General features: G+C 43.9%; 17 protein-coding genes. 8 read left to right on the top strand and 9 right to left on the bottom strand.

What is annotated here, in order from left to right; all coding sequences use genetic code 11:
* Positions 1-14: 14 nt before the first annotated feature.
* The 5 genes from IOD06_RS02505 to IOD06_RS02485 all read right to left on the bottom strand — a co-directional run bounded on the left by IOD06_RS02505 (position 15) and on the right by IOD06_RS02485 (position 6,784).
* The gene (locus IOD06_RS02505; RefSeq protein WP_194618939.1) at positions 15-2,357 is read right to left on the bottom strand and encodes an FdhF/YdeP family oxidoreductase; all 2,343 of its coding nucleotides are present in this window, start codon (positions 2,355-2,357) and stop codon (positions 15-17) included.
* A gap of 163 nt (positions 2,358-2,520) precedes the next feature.
* Positions 2,521-3,315: an ABC transporter ATP-binding protein gene (locus tag IOD06_RS02500; protein ID WP_189580970.1), complete on the bottom strand. Its 795-nt coding sequence runs from the start codon at positions 3,313-3,315 to the stop codon at positions 2,521-2,523.
* Positions 3,316-3,387: 72 nt separating this feature from the next.
* Positions 3,388-4,287 carry an ABC transporter permease gene (locus IOD06_RS02495; RefSeq protein ID WP_194618938.1) on the bottom strand — a complete coding sequence of 300 codons (900 nt, stop codon included), beginning with the start codon at positions 4,285-4,287 and terminating at the stop codon, positions 3,388-3,390.
* 348 nt (positions 4,288-4,635) lie between these two features.
* Positions 4,636-5,661 (bottom strand): ABC transporter substrate-binding protein, encoded by a 1,026-nt coding sequence (locus tag IOD06_RS02490; protein ID WP_194618937.1) that lies wholly within the window; start codon positions 5,659-5,661, stop codon positions 4,636-4,638.
* A gap of 82 nt (positions 5,662-5,743) precedes the next feature.
* Positions 5,744-6,784, bottom strand: coding sequence for an ABC transporter substrate-binding protein (locus IOD06_RS02485; RefSeq protein WP_194618936.1), 1,041 nt, complete (start codon positions 6,782-6,784; stop codon positions 5,744-5,746).
* A gap of 487 nt (positions 6,785-7,271) precedes the next feature.
* Between IOD06_RS02485 and IOD06_RS02480 the strand changes: the two genes are divergently transcribed.
* Positions 7,272-7,673 carry a hypothetical protein gene (locus tag IOD06_RS02480; RefSeq protein WP_189580985.1) on the top strand — a complete coding sequence of 134 codons (402 nt, stop codon included), beginning with the start codon at positions 7,272-7,274 and terminating at the stop codon, positions 7,671-7,673.
* 93 nt (positions 7,674-7,766) lie between these two features.
* On the opposite strand, the gene metG is transcribed toward IOD06_RS02480, so the two are convergent.
* On the bottom strand, positions 7,767-9,860 hold the full coding sequence (gene metG, locus IOD06_RS02475; protein ID WP_194618935.1) for a methionine--tRNA ligase: 2,094 nt from the start codon (positions 9,858-9,860) through the stop codon (positions 7,767-7,769).
* Between the two features lie 349 nt (positions 9,861-10,209).
* Entirely contained in the window at positions 10,210-11,625 is a 1,416-nt protein-coding gene (locus tag IOD06_RS02470; RefSeq protein WP_194618934.1) for a GntP family permease, read from the bottom strand.
* Positions 11,626-12,014: 389 nt separating this feature from the next.
* Between IOD06_RS02470 and IOD06_RS02465 the strand changes: the two genes are divergently transcribed.
* The 7 genes from IOD06_RS02465 to dcd all read left to right on the top strand — a co-directional run bounded on the left by IOD06_RS02465 (position 12,015) and on the right by dcd (position 18,146).
* Entirely contained in the window at positions 12,015-12,728 is a 714-nt protein-coding gene (locus IOD06_RS02465) for a CoA transferase subunit A (RefSeq protein ID WP_010199924.1), read from the top strand.
* A 178-nt stretch (positions 12,729-12,906) separates the two neighbouring features.
* Positions 12,907-13,536 (top strand): CoA transferase subunit B, encoded by a 630-nt coding sequence (locus IOD06_RS02460; protein WP_189581011.1) that lies wholly within the window; start codon positions 12,907-12,909, stop codon positions 13,534-13,536.
* Between the two features lie 57 nt (positions 13,537-13,593).
* Positions 13,594-14,394 (top strand): 3-hydroxybutyrate dehydrogenase, encoded by an 801-nt coding sequence (locus tag IOD06_RS02455; RefSeq protein WP_194618932.1) that lies wholly within the window; start codon positions 13,594-13,596, stop codon positions 14,392-14,394.
* Positions 14,395-14,590: 196 nt separating this feature from the next.
* Positions 14,591-15,817: an iron-sulfur cluster carrier protein ApbC gene (gene apbC, locus IOD06_RS02450; RefSeq protein ID WP_194618930.1), complete on the top strand. Its 1,227-nt coding sequence runs from the start codon at positions 14,591-14,593 to the stop codon at positions 15,815-15,817.
* Between the two features lie 73 nt (positions 15,818-15,890).
* Complete coding sequence (locus IOD06_RS02445) at positions 15,891-16,316, top strand: hypothetical protein (RefSeq protein ID WP_194618928.1); 426 nt, start codon at positions 15,891-15,893, stop codon at positions 16,314-16,316.
* Positions 16,317-16,339: 23 nt separating this feature from the next.
* Positions 16,340-17,443, top strand: coding sequence for a DUF2804 domain-containing protein (locus IOD06_RS02440; protein WP_194618926.1), 1,104 nt, complete (start codon positions 16,340-16,342; stop codon positions 17,441-17,443).
* A gap of 127 nt (positions 17,444-17,570) precedes the next feature.
* On the top strand, positions 17,571-18,146 hold the full coding sequence (dcd, locus tag IOD06_RS02435) for a dCTP deaminase (RefSeq protein ID WP_010199897.1): 576 nt from the start codon (positions 17,571-17,573) through the stop codon (positions 18,144-18,146).
* Between the two features lie 118 nt (positions 18,147-18,264).
* Here dcd and IOD06_RS02430 read toward each other — a convergent pair whose 3' ends face one another.
* Together IOD06_RS02430 and IOD06_RS02425 are read right to left on the bottom strand one after the other, a co-directional pair.
* Positions 18,265-18,702, bottom strand: a complete 438-nt coding sequence (locus tag IOD06_RS02430) for a ClpXP protease specificity-enhancing factor (RefSeq protein ID WP_010199894.1) — start codon at positions 18,700-18,702, stop codon at positions 18,265-18,267.
* Between the two features lie 132 nt (positions 18,703-18,834).
* Positions 18,835-19,449, bottom strand: a complete 615-nt coding sequence (locus IOD06_RS02425; protein ID WP_010199892.1) for a glutathione S-transferase N-terminal domain-containing protein — start codon at positions 19,447-19,449, stop codon at positions 18,835-18,837.
* Positions 19,450-19,571 lie beyond the last annotated feature (122 nt).

Genomic DNA, 19,571 nt, shown 5'->3' with positions numbered 1-19,571 from the left:
TTTGCACACGTTTATTAGGCAGAAGCCGCCAGCTCGCCTGCATTGACGCGCTCTAAGACGACGGTAACAGACTTGTAGGCGGGAATGTGAGAGTCTGGCGCATGCGTGTCCAAATCAAACAAGTCATTACATTCAGGATAGTAGGTAGCCACGGCGTTGGCAGCGATATCCATGTCGGTAAGTACCAAAGGCCCCAATGTGCGTTGCTCACCATGGCTGTCTTGACGTGACACCATGATACTGTCGCCTTTTTGCCATCCCAATCGTGTCATTTCATCAGGATGCATAAACAAAACATCACGGCGATTGGTCTGACGATAACGGTCTTGATAGCCAAATATCATGGTATTGAATTGATCATGGCTCCGTACACTGGTTAACTGCCAGACTTTTTGTTCTATGTTTTGACTGTCATTAGTATTTTGGGCGTTTTGGGCATCAATTTTAAACGCCGATGTCTTTTCTGCCATCTGGCTTGCGACATAAGTAATTGGATACTTTGGTACTTCAAACTGCGCTTTGCCGCTATCGGTATTCCATACGCGATGACGCGCCGCATGATATAAATGAAAGCCGCGCTCAGACTCACGGATACGCACGTTAAAGTTCTCAAATCCATCGATAGCTTGGGCGATATAATCACGAATCAAGTCGAAGTCTTCTCCCATCGCTTGCCAAGGAATGGACGAGTCAGAGCCGAACATCTGGGTCGCAATATCGGCGACTATCTGTGCTTCAGATTTTAGCGTATTACTAATGGGCTTGAGGCTACCTTGAGTCGGTACTATTTGACACATCGAGTCTTCAATCGTAGCGAACTGCTCACCTTTAGCAGTGACTAAGTGTTCGGTACGACCAATACAAGGTAAAATGAGATTGTTTTCACCCGGATACAGCATGGTTTCGTTTAGTTTGGTGCCAACAAAGACGTTAAGCTTGTTTTTGGTTAATGCCTGTTGGATATTATTTGAGTCAGGCGCTGCAACCGAGTAGTTGCCGCCCATGCTAAAGAAAGCCTTAATATCACCTTGTATCATCGCTTTTGCCCCTGCAACGACATCAAGACCGTTGTCTTGTGGCATTGGGTGCTCGAACACACGTTCTAGGCTATCAAGTAAGCTTTGCTTAGGACGCTCATGGATACCCATGGTGCGATCGCCCTGTACGTTGGAATGACCTCGCACAGGTGATGCACCCGCACCGTCAATACCTATCATGCCCATCAGCAATAGCAAGTTGGTAATCATAGCGACATTGTCATCGCCCTGCACATGCTGGGTAATGCCCATGCCCCAAGTGCAAATAGTCGCTGGACTGTCTGCTACGAGCTTAGCAAGATTAATAATTTCTGCTTGAGAAATGCCGCAACCAAGCTGAATATCTGCCCATGATTGCTCGGTCAACCATTGTTTCAATGGCTCAAAACCTGAGGTATGGGTGGTAATAAAGTCGGTATTAATTTTATCATTCTCAATCAGCCATTTAGCCAGACCCGTCAGTAGAGCAGCATCACCACCGATTTGAATTTGAACGACCTCATCGACCATGTCATCGCTCTGTCCTGCTGCCATATGTGTCGGTTTTTGCGGGTTTCTAAATTTACTTAATCCTTGTTCACGCATAGGATTTATCGAGATGATTCGGCATCCTTGCTCGTGAGAGTGGGCAAGCATCTCAAGCATACGGGGATGGTTGGTTGCTGGATTTTGCCCGAACATCAATATCAGTTTGGCTTGCTCAAAATCTTCTAACTTCACCGTCGCTTTGCCGATGCCTAATTGCTTGCCAAGCATGACCGAGGTTGGTTCGTGGCACATGTTAGAGCAGTCTGGTAGGTTATTGGTACCGAAACAGCGGACGAATAATTGAAATAAAAATGCAGGCTCATTAGTGACACGGCCTGAAGTATAGAACAATGCTTCGTCAGGCGAATCAAGCTGTCCCAACTGCTCAGCGACATGCTCATAAGCGGCCTGCCAAGAAATAGGTAGATAATGATCTTGCACAGCATCGTAGTATAACGGTTCGGATAATCGACCGATATGTTCTAGCTCGTAGCCCGACCATTTCTGTAGCTCAGTGACAGTATGGTCTAAAAAGAATTTAGCGTCTGCCTTTGTGGTCATCGTTTCACTTGCCAGCACTTTGATACCATTTTCACAGACATCAAGCATTTTATGCGATTTATGATCAGGCCATGCGCAACCCGGACAATCAAAGCCACCTTGAGGTTGGTTGCTTTTGAATACGCTGACACTGCCACGCAAAAAAGTTTGATAGTCCATCAGTTTACGAGTGGAGGAAATCAGAGCAGGCCAACCAGCAGCAGGGTGAGTATAAACAGGAATTTTGCGCATGACAGACCTCATAGATGAATAATGATAAGTGGGTACTGATATATAACAACTATATAGTGACTAATGAAAAGTTTGTACAAGCATTAACTATAGATAACAAAAAACGCCTGCTATGGAACAGGCGTTTTCTATTTTTCAGCTTAGATTTATTTAACTGAATTCTTTAACTCAAAATCAAGCTGTCATCTTCCACTTTCTCACCGCGCGTTTGCTCAAACATATCGAGCAAATCATGCACCGTCATACCCTGACGCTTATCTCCTGCCACATCTAGCACCACTTGTCCTTGATGTAGCATGACAGTTCTAGTGCCATGTGCCAAGGCTTGCTGCATCGAGTGCGTGACCATCATGGTGGTCAGTTTATTATCCGTGACGATTTTATCGGTCAGCTCTAACACAAAGGCGGCTGTCTTAGGGTCAAGGGCGGCAGTATGCTCATCAAGCAAAAGTATCTTGGATGGCTGTAGTGAGGCCATGAGTAAGCTTACCGCTTGGCGTTGGCCACCAGATAATAGCCCCATACGATCCGTTAGACGATTCTCTAATCCAAGCTTGAGAACAGCCAGCTTTTCTCGAAACAGTTCACGGTTATTTGGGTTTAATGCAAAACTCAAACCGCGTTTACCACCGCGCTTATAGGCCAACGCCATGTTTTCTTCAATGGTCAGTGCTTCACACGTACCAGCCATGGGATCTTGAAAGACACGAGCAACCCAATGGGCGCGTTGGTGTGCGGTCTTTTTAGTAACATCGATGCCATTTAATAAGATTGAACCGCTATCCACACGTGTCGTACCACTTACTGCATTTAAAAAAGTCGATTTCCCCGCGCCATTGGTACCGATAACGGTGACAAATTCACCGTCAGCGATGTTCAAATTAATACCACGCAGGGCAGGGTTTTCGATGGGTGTGCCGGGATTAAAGGTCAACCGCAAATCTGTGGCTTGCATCATAATCGTTATTCCTTATATTTGCTTCAAGCTTGGCGGATGGTTATCGCCTATCATCGCTTTAGTCGTTTGATATTAAGCCCGTACTTTACGGCTCAAAAACTTGGTTTTGGCTTTTGGTAACACCAATGCGAACACCACCAGCAGGGCAGTAATCAAGTTCAAATCTTGCGGGCCAAAGCCAATACTACGCAATGTGTCGCTTGATAGTGCCACTTGAATAAATAGTTTATAAAGGATGGCACCAATGATCACGGCAACGGTAATCAACCAAATACGTTTGGCAGGAATAATCGTTTCACCGATGATGACGGCTGCTAAACCAATAACAATCGTACCAATACCAATAGAGATATCCGCGCCGCCCTGAGTCTGGACGAATAGCGCCCCTGCAAGGGCAATCAAACCATTAGATACGGCCATACCGATGATGGTCATCCATGAAGTATTGATACCTTGTGCTTGTGCCATGCGCAAGTTAGAGCCAGTCGCACGCATGGACAGTCCAGTTTCGGTATTATAAAACCAATCCAGCAACAACTTTGCGGCTATAACGACCACGCCAATAATTAAGCAGCGCATCCAGTAGCCATTACCATCGGTGACTAGCGTACTGAATACGGTAGTTTCACCCAGTAGCGGTAAGTTTGGTGCGCCCATAATACGTAGGTTGACTGAATATAGTGCCACCATGACCAAAATACTGGCCAATAACTGCAATATACCAAGCTTTACATGCAACCATGCAGTGACAATACCAGCGACCGAGCCGGCCAGCATACCAAAGGCACATGCCAGCCAAGGATTGACACCAGCAACGATAGAGATACCAGCGACTGCGCCCCCTAATGGAAAACTACCGTCTGCCGTTAAGTCGGGAAAGTCGAGAGTACGAAATGAGATAAGTACGCCAAGTGCGACGAGGCCGTAAATCAGACCACTTTCAAGTGCACCAAAAAAAGCAATTAAAGACATAAGGTATCAGTAAGTCATAATCAAGCGTTTAGCGATTATTATCATAGATAAACAGGCAAGCAGCAATGAATAGTGCTTTCTATAATCTAGAGTAATCTAAACGGCTAAGCGGTGAATTTAACAGATTAAGCAATCTGCGGTTAGGGTAAACCAAAACATCTTCCTATGAGGAATGAGCATAAAATACCTTGGTTCGAAATTCGGTTTTAATGCTTATATCACATTAAAAATAACCCAGCTCATATACCAGTAGCTGGGTTATTTTTACACTGAAATAATAGCAGTAAACACAAACGACAATCTATCATTAATATCATCGTTTGACTCGATGCTTATATTCAGAGGACGCTATTCTACCACTTCTTTTGCTTTATCAATAACGGCTTGTGGCAATGTAATGCCTTCCGCTTTAGCATTTTTTGGACTGACATATAAATCAAGTGCTTGAGGGGTATAAACAGGGATATCACCTGCTTTTTCGCCATTCAAAATACGCACCACAATTTTACCGGTTTCGCGGCCAAGGGCATAATAGTCAACGCCTAATGCAGCAATAGCACCACGTGCAACAGAGCTGGTGTCTGAGGCAACCAGTGGGATTTTGCTTTCTTTGGCGACTTGGAACAGCGACTCGTAAGCAGAGACCACGTTATTATCGGTTGACGTATAAATCATATCAACCTTGCCAGCCAAGCTACGTGCTGCCATGGCAATATCCGTACTGCGCTGAGCAGGCGCTTCGTGTACGGTGATGCCCATTGGTGTCAGTTTTTCTTTTAGATTTTTTAGGATAATAGTAGAGTTCACTTCACCCGGACTATAAACATAGCCCACATTTTTTAAGCTTGGAATAATTTGGCGCATCAATTCAATTTGTGGCTCATAAGGGAGCGCATCAGAACCGCCAGTCACATTGGTGCCAGAACCATCAAGCTTAGATACCAGTTTGGCTTCTACTGGGTCAGTCACCGCAGAGAATACCAAAGGAATAGTGCTGGTAGCTGCCGCAACCGACTGCGCTGATGGCGTACCAATGGCAACGATAACATCTGAGTTGTCTGCAACAAATTGCTTGGCAATCTGCCCAGCGGTTGCCGTGTTACCCTGTGCGCTTTGGAAATTAACAGTTAAGTTTTCACCTTCTGTAAAGCCTGCTTCAGCAAGCTCTTCAATCACCCCTTTACGCACGTCATCAAGGGCTGGATGCTCAACGATCGCCGTAATGGCAACGGTTTTCATAGCGGTTGCCGCATCGCCAGTGGCCGCGCCATCATTGGCCGTAGTGTCTTCTGCTGACTGGCTACAACCGGTCAAAATAGCGGTACAAACGCCGCCCCATAGTAAGGCTTTAGCAAAACGATTCTGATACAACATGGGTGTTACTCCTAAAAATAATAATGTGTCCATACATAAATAGTTAACGTGCTTATTGAGCGCTTACGGCTTGTACTGCGGGTTACTTGTTATCGGTTTTTGCTTTGGTATCAACGTTGACTGCGTTTTTCATCATCTCTGCTGATAGGCTAACGCCTTGTGCTTTGGCATGCTTCGGACTGACATATAAAGTTAAGTCATTCATGATCTCAGGCTTGATGGTGCTGACAGCCTCGCCATTTAAAATTCTATAAACCATTTTGCCGGTCTTGCGACCAAAGTCATAGTCATTAACGCCTAAAGCAGCAGTCGCCCCGCGCTGAACGCTAAACTCATCAGAGGCCACAATCGGCATTTTTAGCTCATTTGCGGCTTGTGTCATGGCTTCAAAAGCAGACGCTACGTTATTGTCCATTGAGGTATAGATGATATCCGCGCGTCCTTGTAAGCTACGCGTTGCCATACCAATATCGGTTGGACGGTTGGCAGGTATGTCGAGTATAGACAATCCACGCGTTGGCAAGATTTCTTTTAGCCTATCACGCAGTGCTACTGAGTTGGCTTCACCAGGGCTATACACATAACCGATGGTTTTGGCGTTGGGTTTGATTTGTTGTAATAAGTCAATTTGTGGCTCTAATGGCAACTGGCTTGACAGTCCGGTCAAGTTATCTTGAAATGGAGTGCCATCTGCATTGATGAGCTTGGCTGCAAGTGGGTCTGAAACCGCCGTATATACAATTGGCACGCTTGTGGTGGATGCTACGACCGATTGTGCTGACGGGGTAGAGATGGCCACAATAGCATCTGGATTGTCTCCTGCGAACTGTTTGGCAATTTGTCCAGCAGTTGCCGTATTTCCTTGCGCGCTTTGGAAGTTAATAGTCAGATTCTGGCCTTCGATATAACCATTATCTGCTAGTTCATCAATGATGCCGCGGCGCATATCATCTAGCGATGGATGCTCAACAATCTGCGTGATGGCCAGCGTTTTGGCTGGTTTATCTGTCGTTGTCGTGCTATCAGTAGTTGCCGTATCGTCAGTATTTGAGCAGCCGATTAGGCCGAGCGTACTGAGGGCAATGCTGCATAGGCTTAGGCGTAGAGTAGAAGCAATGGTCATTATTAGTCTGGCTCATAGGTTAGAGAGTGCAGGTCAGCCGAATGACAGCAGTATCAGTTCTGTAATATCAGTTCTGTGATGTCAATTCTGCGATAGTAGGCTAACATTGAGGTGATCGATTCCTTGATCATGATGGCTATATTATGACAGCAATGTAACTTATCGCAATAAAAAATTAATTTGCGTTTGTTATGGTGATAGATAGAATGAAAATCATAACTTTTTTTTGATATTTTAAAGATTGCCATAAGAAAAAGATGCCACTAAGGACATTTTTTTGTTCAATAGAATTACAATTAAAAAGCCTACACGCTAGCAACGCACCTATTACGAACTCACTTTATAATTAACGTAAGCTAATTTTGATACGAGAATTATTGTGAGTCTAAAATTTTTACCATTCCATTATTATGCTGGCGTGGTGAATGTACAGCACACTCTAATATCTCCTTAAGTTTTTTCGAATGAATATTTTAAGGATAATAATATGAACACTGCTAATTTTAAACTATTAACCATTGCCGGTATCACGGCTACTTCATTAATTTGCTTGCCTGCTATGGCAAAAGACAATCATGGAAATGGTAACGGTAATGGGCACGGAAACGCCAAGGGTAACTCTGCTCATATTAGTAAAGATTACAAGCATAGTGGCAACGCCCAACCAAATATCAACGCTTATCGCAATGCTAGCTCGAATGCCTCATTTAAGCGTGATCTCGATAAATATGGTTACAGAGTAGTCGGCAATATTGATAGAAGAGATTATGATCGTTCTGTCGTTTTGGACCGTTATGATGATCGTTACGTCCGTCTTCGCACGCCAGAAAATAACATTGTGACGGTGATTAATGATACGTTGCAGATCATCGATGTTTTAACCAGATAAATATAAGATTCGATTTTTAACCATTGTATAAATCAACCATAAAAAAGATGCCGCTAGGGCATCTTTTTTATTTTTTACTACTAAAAATCACCGTTAAGCAAGCACATCACCGACGATACAAGCATCAGGCAAGGTAACGACCGTCAATCCTGTCTTTGGATCACCAGTTGATAGCACCATGCCTTCTGATACGCCAAATTTCATCTTGCGCGGCGCAAGGTTGGTCACGCAAATGACCTTTTTATTAACCAGTTGCTCAGGCTCATAAAACTTACGGATACCACTGAACACATTGCGCGGCTTGTCTTCACCAACATCTAGCGTGAACTGTAATAGCTTGTCCGCACCTTCTACATGGTTACAGGCTAAGACGTGAGCCACTTTCATTTCAACTTTAGAAAAATCGTCAATACCGATATAGTCAGTTTGGTCAGCATCCGCATCTGTTGCAGGTGTTTTATCCTTTGCGGCAGACTTGCTACTTTCAGTTGCGGCAGGAGCGTCTGCTTGAGCTAATGATGCTTTAGAATCTTCAACCATCGCAGCAACATCTTTTTCTTCGATACGCTGCATGAGTGGTTTGAATTTATTGATTTTGTGACCCAGCAACCATTGGTTACGGCTTGCGAAGTCTAAGCTATCAATGTTCAAAAACTCTTTTGCATTGGCGGTCAGTTCAGGCAAGACAGGAGCAAGATAAACCATTAACTGACGGAAGATATTGATAGCTACCGAGCAGACATCTTGAACTTCTTGCTCTTTGCCTTCAATTTTGGCCAGTGACCATGGCTTTTTGTCATCAATGTATTCATTGGCCTTGTCTGCACACTGCATGATCAAGCGCATGGCACGCGAGAACTCACGGTTCTCGTAGGCAGCAGTAATCTCATCACCCGTTTTGGTGATATCTTCTAATAATGCCGATTCTACGCAAACTTCTGACAGCATACCGTCGTATTTTTTCACCAAAAATCCAGCGCTACGACTGGCGATATTGACGACTTTACCAACCAAGTCAGAATTGACCTTTTGCATAAAGTCTTCTAAATCTAAGTTAATGTCTTCAACTTTGTCAGACAATTTGCTGGCAAAGTAATAGCGCAAGTATTCAGGATGCAAATGCTCAGCATAGGTTTCGGCTTTAATAAAGGTGCCGCGTGACTTGCTCATCTTTTCGCCATTGACCATCAAAAAGCCGTGAGCAAAGACGCCAGTTGGTGTGCGGAGTTCGCTACCAGCTAGCATCGCTGGCCAAAACAAGGCGTGGAAGTAAACGATGTCTTTACCGATGAAATGATAGACTTCGGTTTTGTGCTCGTTTTCTTGCATCCAGTAACGGTCAAAATCAAGCGCTTGGTCTGTACCTGCACGTTTATCGCATAGGTTTTTAAAGCTTGCCATGTAGCCAACTGGCGCATCTAGCCATACATAAAAATATTTGTCTGGCTCATCGCTTGGCGTATCTGGAATTTGGAAACCAAAATAGGGCGCATCACGTGAGATATCCCAAGTGGCCAAACCCGCTTCAAACCATTCTTGTAGCTTGTTGGCAACAGAGGTTTGCAAACGGTTATCGCTGCGTGTCCAATCTTTTAAGAACTGCTCAAACTCTGGCAAATTAAAGAAATAATGCTTAGAGGTTTTGAGCACAGGTGTCGCGCCCGATAGCGTAGACTGTGGGTCTTTAAGTTCGGTGGCATTATATGTTGTGCCACATACTTCACAGTTGTCACCGTATTGGTCAGCTGATCCGCATTCAGGGCAAGTGCCTTTGACAAAGCGATCGGCCAAAAACAATTGCTTTTCGGGATCAAAAAGTTGCTCAACATCTTTAGTGCTGATATGCCCAGCGCTATTAAGACGACGATAAATCAGCTCAGAGAAATGCTTGTTTTCTTCTGAATGGGTTGAATGATAATTATCAAAATCAATCAAAAATTTACTAAAATCGGCCTCATGTGAAGCTTTAACTGTCGCAATCTGCTCTTCTGGTGTGATGCCGTTATCTTGAGCTTTGAGCATGATCGCCGTACCGTGTGCATCATCCGCGCAGACATAGGTAACCTGATGACCTTGCGCTTTCATCGCGCGCACCCAAATGTCAGTCTGAATATATTCTACAAGATGCCCCAAATGGATATAGCCATTGGCGTAGGGCAGCGCACTGGTTACTAGAATCTCACGCACAAAATCACCTATATTTTTATATAAACGGGTTAGTTATCGAACATCTTAAGCAGTTAGTCGCTCGTCGATGCGATGTTATTAATACTAAAAATAATAAAAATTCAAAAAGTGTGCCTATGATACCGTAATTCAGATAAATTTGTGATATTCCTTAGTAATTACTTATCGTTTGTCAGGCATCTGTCAGCCATAAACAATAGGCTTGCGCCGTATTTGATAGTTATAGAATGGTTATAGAGCAGCCACAAAAAACCCACCAAGCATTTTGCCAAGTGGGTTTTTTATTGAGGTGTTACTTATGTAGGTATTAATAGTCGATACTGAGAAGCGACTTATAGGCTAACTCAATTTAAAATGAGCCAAACATGGTACCTAAGGTAATAACAGCGACCACAGCCACTAATGGAATGACCATCGTAACCATGGCTAAGTTTAAGTAAGACTGCTTATGGGTCAAACCACAAATGGCGAGTAAAGTAATGACCGCGCCGCTGTGTGGCAGCGTATCTAAACCACCCGCTGCCATAACGGCCACACGGTGCATTAGTTCAGGGTCGATACCAGCATTGACCGCCATTCTCAGATAGTCTTCACCCAATGTCGACAGCGCAATACTCAAACCACCAGACGATGAACCTGTGATACCAGCAAGTGTGGTCATAGCGACCGCTTCTGAGATGAGCGGGTTATCAGGAGTTAAGTTTAGAATGCTGTCACGAATGATAAGAAACCCTGCTAATGAGGCGATAACCGCACCGTAACCAACTTCTGATGCGGTATTAAAAATCGGCAACATAGAATCATAAGTACCACGGTTAATGGTTTTCTGTAGATTGTTCCAATGACCAATACGCAGCAAAATTAACACCACACAAGCCAAGACTAATGAGATGATAATCGACCACAGTCCAAGCGATCCAGCTACATTTAAGTCTGGGAACTGGGCTTGTAGACTACTGAAGTCTATCGAAGGAAAAATTGCATAAGTTAATAAGGCATTCAAGCCGATGACCAATACCAGCGGAATCATAGCAACCGTAAATGAGGTCTGATGAGTGCTTAATACCTCAGCTTCTTTTGCCGTTGCGCCAACGCCGCCCACATCTTCATCATCATGCTGACCATAGCCTTCGCCTGCTGCATTGGCTTTTTTGGCGCGTGATTGCAACCACAACCAACCGCAAATAAACATGATAGTACCGCCGATAATACCCAAAATAGGCGCGGCAAATACGTTGGTGTTGTAATAAGGAATCGGTATGGCATTTTGAATGGCTGGCGTGCCCGGTAATGCAGTCATGGTAAAGGTAAATGACCCAAGCGCAATGGCAGCTGGAATTAAGCGTTTCGGAATATCCGCGGCTTTAAACAAGTCTTTGGCGATTGGATAAATGGCAAATGCCACGACAAATAACGACACACCGCCGTAGGTCAAAATGGCACAGACCAAAATCACAGCAAGAATGGCTTTGCTGGCACCGAGCTTTTCGACGACCGTATTGGCAATGGCGGTTGCCGCGCCAGAGTCAGCCATCAAACGCCCGAACAGTGCACCTAGCAAGAATATAGGGAAGAACTTGAGTAAGAATCCACTCAATGCACCCATAAATACATCAGTATAGGCAGGGATCGTACTTAAAAAATCTCCTGACAGTAAGACTGCTAGTGTCGCCATAATCGGTGCTAAGATCAGCACAGAATAACCGCGATAAGCAAAAAACATGAGTAATAATAGAGTAATGACAATAGCAAGCGTACTAAACATGACGGCCCTCCTTGGCAAAATTAAAGTAGCGAGTATTTAGAGCATATCAATAGGAGTCAATGGTAAAATTCAGCAGTACAGCATGGTAAATGGTTGTTATGTCATGCATATTTGTACTGATGAAGTGTTGATAGGCGATACACTCAGCGGCTGCGCTCTTCCTTATGGTTTCTGTCTTATGGATATCCTCTAGTCGCTATGAGAATAATGTGCTAAGTTAGCATAAGTGTTTTATATATGATATACCGATATAGAATGTATTACTTTAAATAATAGTTCTTATAATTTTGAATGTTAAGGGGTGCTCTCATTTTTATCACCATTTTTTAAAATGAGGACACGCCCTAGTAAAGCTGCATATAAAATATTAAATAAAAAAGGAGTTTAGTATGAGTCAATCAAAAGTATATAGCAGTGCCGAAGAAGCATTAAAAGGCATCGTTAGTGATGGGCAAACCCTTGCTATCGGCGGCTTTGGTCTATGTGGTATTCCTGAAGCGTTAATCGAAGCCCTGCGCGATAGTGGGGTGAAGGATTTAACTTGTATCAGTAATAACGCAGGTGTCGATGATTTTGGTCTTGGTCTGTTACTACAAACTCGCCAAATCAAAAAAATGATCTCCTCTTATGTGGGTGAAAACAAAGAGTTTGAGCGTCAATATTTGGCAGGTGAGTTAGAAGTTGAGCTGACCCCGCAAGGAACGTTGGCTGAAAAACTACGTTCGGGCGGCGCAGGTATTCCTGCATTCTACACAGCAACTGGTGTCGGCACACTGGTAGCTGAAGGTAAAGAAACACGTGATTTTGATGGCCGCACTTATGTGCTTGAGCATACATTGCGTGCTGATGTGTCATTAATCAAAGCGCAAAAAGCGGATAAATCGGGCAACTTAATGTTTAACAAAACTGCCCGTAACTTCAATCCAGACTGCGCTATGGCAGGCAAAATTACCATTGTCGAAGTAGAAGAGATTGTAGAGACTGGCACGTTCGATCCTGATGAAGTGCATCTGCCTGGTATCTTTGTGCAGCGTATTGTATTAAATAACAGCCCTGAAAAGCGTATAGAAAAGACGACAATCAAGGCAGCCGAAGGCGCTTAATTGATAGCGTTGTCGAAATATTTCTAAAAGATGACATTAATAATAAAATATTGTAATACCATTTCCGAAAATTTGAGTAGCAAGGAAAACGAGTGAAAGTGCTACATTTAGTAGACTAAGCGAGTTTGACACCGCTAATCATATTTTTTTGGGTGGTTATAAAAATAAGGAAGTTACCATGGCATGGACAAGAGAGCAGATGGCACAGCGTGCCGCAAAAGAATTAGAAGATGGCTATTACGTAAATTTAGGTATTGGTCTACCAACCCTAGTTGCCAACTATATTCCTGAAGATGTGGATGTCTGGCTACAGTCAGAAAACGGCCTGCTAGGTATCGGCGAGTTTCCAACGGCAGACAATGTCGATGCTGATTTGATTAACGCTGGCAAGCAAACAGTGACCGCAGAACCAGGCGCCAGTTATTTTGGTAGTTCAGAGTCGTTTGCGATGATCCGTGGCGGTCATGTCAACTTGGCGATCTTGGGCGCGATGGAAGTCTCAGAAAAAGGGGATTTGGCCAACTGGATGATTCCCAAAAAAATGGTCAAAGGCATGGGCGGTGCAATGGACTTAGTCGCTGGCGTGCAGCGAGTCATTGTGTTGATGGAGCAAGTCAACAAACACGGAGAACCAAAAATCCTTGCCAATTGTGAGCTACCATTAACGGGTAAAGGGGTCGTTGATCGTATCATTACTGAGCTTGCGGTACTCGATGTGACTGACAGTGGCTTGAAGTTAGTTGAGCTGGCAGACGGGGTCAGCTTCGAAGAACTCCAAGAAAAAACGCCTGTGAGTATTGCCCAATAAGTAAGCATTGCCCAATAATAGTATTCAGAAAAGCTATGTAATGAAAGGACATAAAATATGGCGACTCAATTACAGCACGATTTGACAGGGAAGGTAGCGTTGGTCACTGGCTCTGCAAGTGGTATCGGTCGTGACATTGCTGAAACTTATGCAAAAGCAGGCGCTGCGGTTGGTATTGCAGATATTAATCTTGAAGCAGCGCAGAAAACAGTTGATGCTATCGAAGCGGCTGGTGGGTGCGCATTGGCAATTGCCATGGATGTTACTTCAGAGGATGCGGTAAACGAAGGTGTGCAGCAGCTAGTCGATACCTTTGGTGGGATTGATATTCTCGTCTCCAATGCTGGTATTCAAATCATCGACCCAATCAGTAAAATGACATTTGACGACTGGAAAAAAATGCTCGCTATTCATCTAGACGGGGCATTTTTGACCACCAAAGCCGCTGTACAGCATATGTATAAAGACGATAAAGGCGGTACGGTCATCTATATGGGTTCTGTGCATTCGCATGAAGCATCAATGTTTAAAGCGCCTTATGTGACTGCCAAGCATGGACTACTTGGACTGTGCCGAGTATTGGCAAAAGAAGGTGCTGAGCATAATGTGCGCGCGCATGTGATTTGTCCTGGATTTGTCAAAACGCCATTGGTCGAAAAACAAATCCCGCAACAAGCGGCTGAAAAAGGCATCAGCGAAGAATCCGTAGTGAATGATATTATGTTGGTCAATACTGTCGACAAAGAATTCACGACGGTCGAAGACATTGCTCAGTTGGCACTATTTTTAGCAGCATTCCCAAGCAATGTATTTACGGGTCAGTCTATCGTTGCCAGTCATGGTTGGTTTATGAATTAATATACAGATATAACTATGTAAACCACAACGTCAGTCCTACTGGCGTTGTGGTTTTTTTATGCGTCCAATTCAGCTACACTGTCATCATAAAAGGTTTGGCTAACATGCTCATGAGCTATATTGTTTACGCTATTTACGACAGTATTCACTGAGTTTTTACCATACCTAACCACTTGTATAGGCAGTAACGGTCACTATGTTTAACTTTATGAAGAAAACCTCCACCAAAAAACCAGAAACACCAGAGCAGCGGGCAGAGCGCGATAGTGCTGTGGACAAGGTACTGCTTGGTTACGAAGTAGGTACCATTAGCATTGCCACCATGGTCACAGGACTTGAGCGCGATGGCGATCAGCTTACCTTAGATTTGCGTCTACCTGTAAATAGTAACCCTGAAATCATCCAACAAGAGCTCGGGCAGCTGCTACATCCGCACGGTATCAAAGCGATTCACATGAATGTCCGTCTGCCAGCACCAGCGAAAGGGACAGGATCAAGCTTACCGAAGGCAATGCCCAAGACCACCAATGCAATGGACAGCCAAAGCAAGTCGTCAGAAACGACTGGTAGTAAGACAACTGATGCCGAACCGCCGATTACCAAAGCCGCACCGACACAAGCATCATTGACAGCGCATCCGCGTATTCGTCATATTATCGTGGTAGCGTCGGGTAAAGGCGGTGTTGGTAAATCAACCACTACCGTCAATATCGCCTTGGCATTACAAAAGCTCGGCAACCGTGTTGGCGTGCTCGATGCCGATATCTACGGCCCTAGTATGCCAACCATGCTGGGCGTCGATAATGTCAGACCTGAGCTAGAGAATGAGCAGTTTGTTCCTATCAATGCGCATGGCATGGCAATGCTATCGATTGGTAGCTTACTCGACGGTGACAATACGCCTGTCGCGTGGCGCGGACCAAAAGCTACTGGTGCCTTGATGCAACTGTATAATCAAACCAACTGGCCGCAGTTAGATTACTTAGTGATTGATATGCCACCGGGTACGGGCGATATTCAGCTCACCCTAGCTCAGCGTATTCCGGTGACTGGCGCTGTCATTGTCACGACGCCACAGCATATTGCCTTACTTGATGCGCAGAAAGGCGTTGAGATGTTTAACAAAACCAATATACCAGTGCTTGGCGTGGTCGAAAACATGGCGCTGCATACGTGTAGCAACTGTAATCATACCGAAGCTATCTTTGGCACAGGTGGCGGTGAAAAAATCGCTGAGCAATATCAGGTGCCGCTATTAGGTCAGTTGCCATTGGCGAGTGGTATTCGTGCACAAGTGGATAAAGGTGAGCCAAGTGTCTTAGCCGATGATGAATTTGCCCCTTACTATATGAGCATTGCTAAAAATATCGAAGCCAATATTAATAAATTTGCCAAGCCTATCGATGATAAGCGTATTTTTTAATGGCTTCTAGTAATAGTTAAATAGCCTAAGTAAGTAAATCTTGAAGGGCTTAGATTTTTAAAAAGGGAATATTGTGAGCTTATTGATTTATCAACGTCATTTAGACAATATTCCCAAACAGTATAGGTTACTGAAATTATTCCGCCCACCGATATATGTGATTGAACTCTCAAACAATCAATTGATTGCCGTTTGCTACTATAAAGATGGGAGTAGCAAACGCTATGAAGTCCATGCTGATTTTAGTAATCGCCGAATGGTGATTGCCGATTTTTTTAAAGCATTACAGGCGCTGACTGATCTACTGCTTAAATTTCCCAAACATCCATTTGGCATAAATGGTTTTGCCGTAGCCAATGTGACTGAAGAGCTGGCAGATGGATTAACGTCGATAGAGATTAAAGCGGTGAGAGAGGCAATTTGGGCAGCGTCAAGACAGGCAAAAAGAAGCGTTATAAGTACCGCAGTCAGCTACCAAGGACAGGTAGTTTCTCAATGAACTATGGCTAGGATGCCTTAATCATGAATCAAAGTCGCAACGACCAAAACCAACAACACTTAACTACCTGCATTAAGCCAGTTGTTCTCAATGAGCTTATTCAAAACGGTCAGCCTACTTTTGGCATCTTTGCTCACGTCAAAAATATCAATTATTTGGACTATCACAGCCATCTTATCTCACAAAAAACCTTACCAAATTGGCGCAAAGAATTAAAGGCCAATCAATTCTGCTTTATCCAAATTATTCAGCCACCTTATCGAATCTGTCTAGCATTGGCGACGATTAAGCTGGCAACCAGTGCTTTTGTTTATCTTTACAACGATGAGACGGATGAGTTGGAGGTTTGTGAAGCATTGCAGCCGTTGACTCGTCATACGTTATTGGAAGGTGATTGTCATCAAGGGCAAATGGCGTTTTTCCATGCGAATTTAACCGTGACATTAGATTTTATGCCTTCACAAATTAAGGTAGCGCTGGACAGTGAATATCTTGCACTCAATGCGACACTGGCGCGGCAAGCGCAGCCACTGGCTATCTGCACACCAACTGGCAGGCGTGGCTGGACGTTTACGCAAAAAGAGCCATTAACAGCCATATCTGGTCATTTGCTTATTAAAGCCAATTCAAAATTTAACACTGATGCTCAAGCCAAACAAATCCACTTTTCCCAAACGACTATTTCCAATCTAGATTGGACGCTCGGCTATATGCGTCACAAGACCAATTGGTTCTGGACCTGTATTAACAGCTATTTACCCGATGGTCGTCATTTTACGTTGAACTTGTCGATGGGCGTCAATGAAACAGGGGTTAGCGAAAATGCGTGCTGGCTGGATGGGCAGATTTATTATCTACCACCAGTGCTATTTATACGTAAAGATTGGGATACATCCGTGCAAAATACTTGGCGTGTCTATCATCAAAATCTAGGCTGGAGCAACGTGGATATTGACTTAACCTTTACACCGATGACCGTTTATAAGAAGACGGATAACTTTGGTGTGCTTGCCAGTATCTTTGAGCAATGGCTTGGCTTTTATAGTGGTGAGATTCGCATCAAAAATGAGGTGATGAAGTTTGATAAGGTGATGGGCTTAGCAGAAGATCACTTTGCCAAATGGTAGATTGTAAAATATAGGTTGATGATAATTAGGCTATTGGACGTATTAATTTTAAAGTCGCCATTGCTCTATAAATTGAGCCCTCAATTCCGTATAATCGTCGCTATTAAATATTTGCTAAGGAACAACAATGTCTATCAAATCTGACCGCTGGATTCGTAAAATGGCCGAAGAACATGGCATGATTGAGCCATTTGAAGCGGGTCAAGTACGATTTAATGATGCAGGCGAGCGTTTAGTCAGCTACGGTACGTCAAGCTATGGCTATGATGTGCGCTGTGCCCCTGAATTTAAAGTTTTCACCAACGTACATTCAGTCGTCGTTGATCCTAAAAACTTCGATGAAAAAAGTTTTATTGATATCGTCGGTGATGAGTGCATCATTCCGCCCAACTCTTTTGCATTGGCACGCACCATGGAATATTTCCGTATTCCACGTGACGTACTAACGATTTGCCTGGGTAAATCAACGTATGCCCGTTGCGGAATTATCGTCAACGTCACACCGCTTGAGCCTGAGTGGGAAGGGCATGTGACTTTAGAATTTAGTAATACCACCAATTTGCCAGCGCGTATTTATGCGGGTGAAGGCGTGGCACAAATGCTATTTTTCCAAAGCGATGCCGATGATGTATGTGAGACCAGTTACAAAGATCGCGGTGGTAAATATCAAGGACAGCGCGGTGTGACTTTACCAAGAACCTAAGCGTCAAAAACCCAAGCGCCAAAAACCTAAGCGTTTTAAAAGCCGTTACACTTTTAGACTGACAACAAAAAAGCTGGCCGTATTCAATACGACCAGCTTTTTTAGGTAGAAAAACCGACTATTTTAAGACTTTTAAGCCTGCTTTATTATCACGTTTCGGCTTGGGTGCTGCTGTTGGGCTTTTCTTAGCAGCAACTGGTGAATCGCCTTCAGGCTGATAATTGTCATATTCATTGGGATCAAAAAACATCCCTTGCGAGTTCTCTTTCGCATAAATACCTAGCACCGCCGTCAGTGGTACCCAAATATCTTGTGACACGCCGCCAAAACGCGCACTGAAATGTATATAGTCATTTTCCATACTCATATTACCAGTGGCACGGCTGGCGATATTCAAGACAATACGACCATCTTGCACGTGTTCGGTTGGAATTTGCACGTTTTCAGCCGTTGCATCGACCATCAGATAGGGAGTCAGGTCATTGTCTTCTATCCACTGGTATAGCGCACGTACCATGTAGGGGCGGGTCGGAGTAATAGAGGTGGTTTCGCTCATCTGATGATTTCCTATACTAATGATATTTTATAATTAAAAGACAGTTATTTCAGTAATTTATCAGAGGATAAAGGCTACTTAAGGCCTGTTTTATTGGTACTTATTCTAGGGCTAATTTTTATACTTGTCTAATTAACGCACGCTTTTTTGAAAGCTACTGCGCTCAAAGACTCTCGTTTGATAGTCAAACAACGGACGACTAATAGCCCGAGGTAGTTCGATGCCCATCTCCTCAAGTCGCCATAATAAAGGCGCGAGTAGTACATCGCACCAACCAAACTCATCCGCCATAAAGTAAGACTTGTGAGCAAACAGAGGCGATAAGGTAATCAATGAATCAGCGAGTTGCTTTTTTGCCAAGGCAGCTTGTGCTTTGTTAAAGCTATCTGGATGCATAAGCAGTCGCTTACCGAGTACCAACCAATCACGTTGTATACGCCATGCCAATTGACGAAACTGAGCCCGCTCTTGTGGAGTGTCAGGCAGCAATTTATTGGCGTGATAACGTTCCTCAAGATATTCAAAGATGACGTTAATTTCATAGAGCGCAATCTCGCGCTGTTGCAGAACAGGCAAGGTGTGATAGGGGTTGAGCTCAGTCAAATCTTCAGGACGCTCAGAATGCAAACGTGATAAATAATAAGCGAGCTTCTTTTCTTCAAGTAATAGGCGTACTACATGACTGTCGTAGCCGTCATCAGCGTATAAAATCAGCTGACTACTGGGAATGTCATTCGCATCAATCATGAAAGCCTAATGTTAATAGTGAAGGTTGTCATCGTAAACAAAGTCGCTGTGTTTATCAAGGTAACTCGCGTAAATGTTGCTGGTGAGCGCTTTATTTGTCTGATGTCTTGAGTTTTCATTAG

Source organism: Psychrobacter sp. N25K4-3-2, assembly GCF_015351755.1.
In the GTDB taxonomy this organism is placed as follows: Bacteria; Pseudomonadota; Gammaproteobacteria; order Pseudomonadales; family Moraxellaceae; genus Psychrobacter; species Psychrobacter glaciei.
This window is presented reverse-complemented; position numbering and strand designations above follow the sequence as displayed.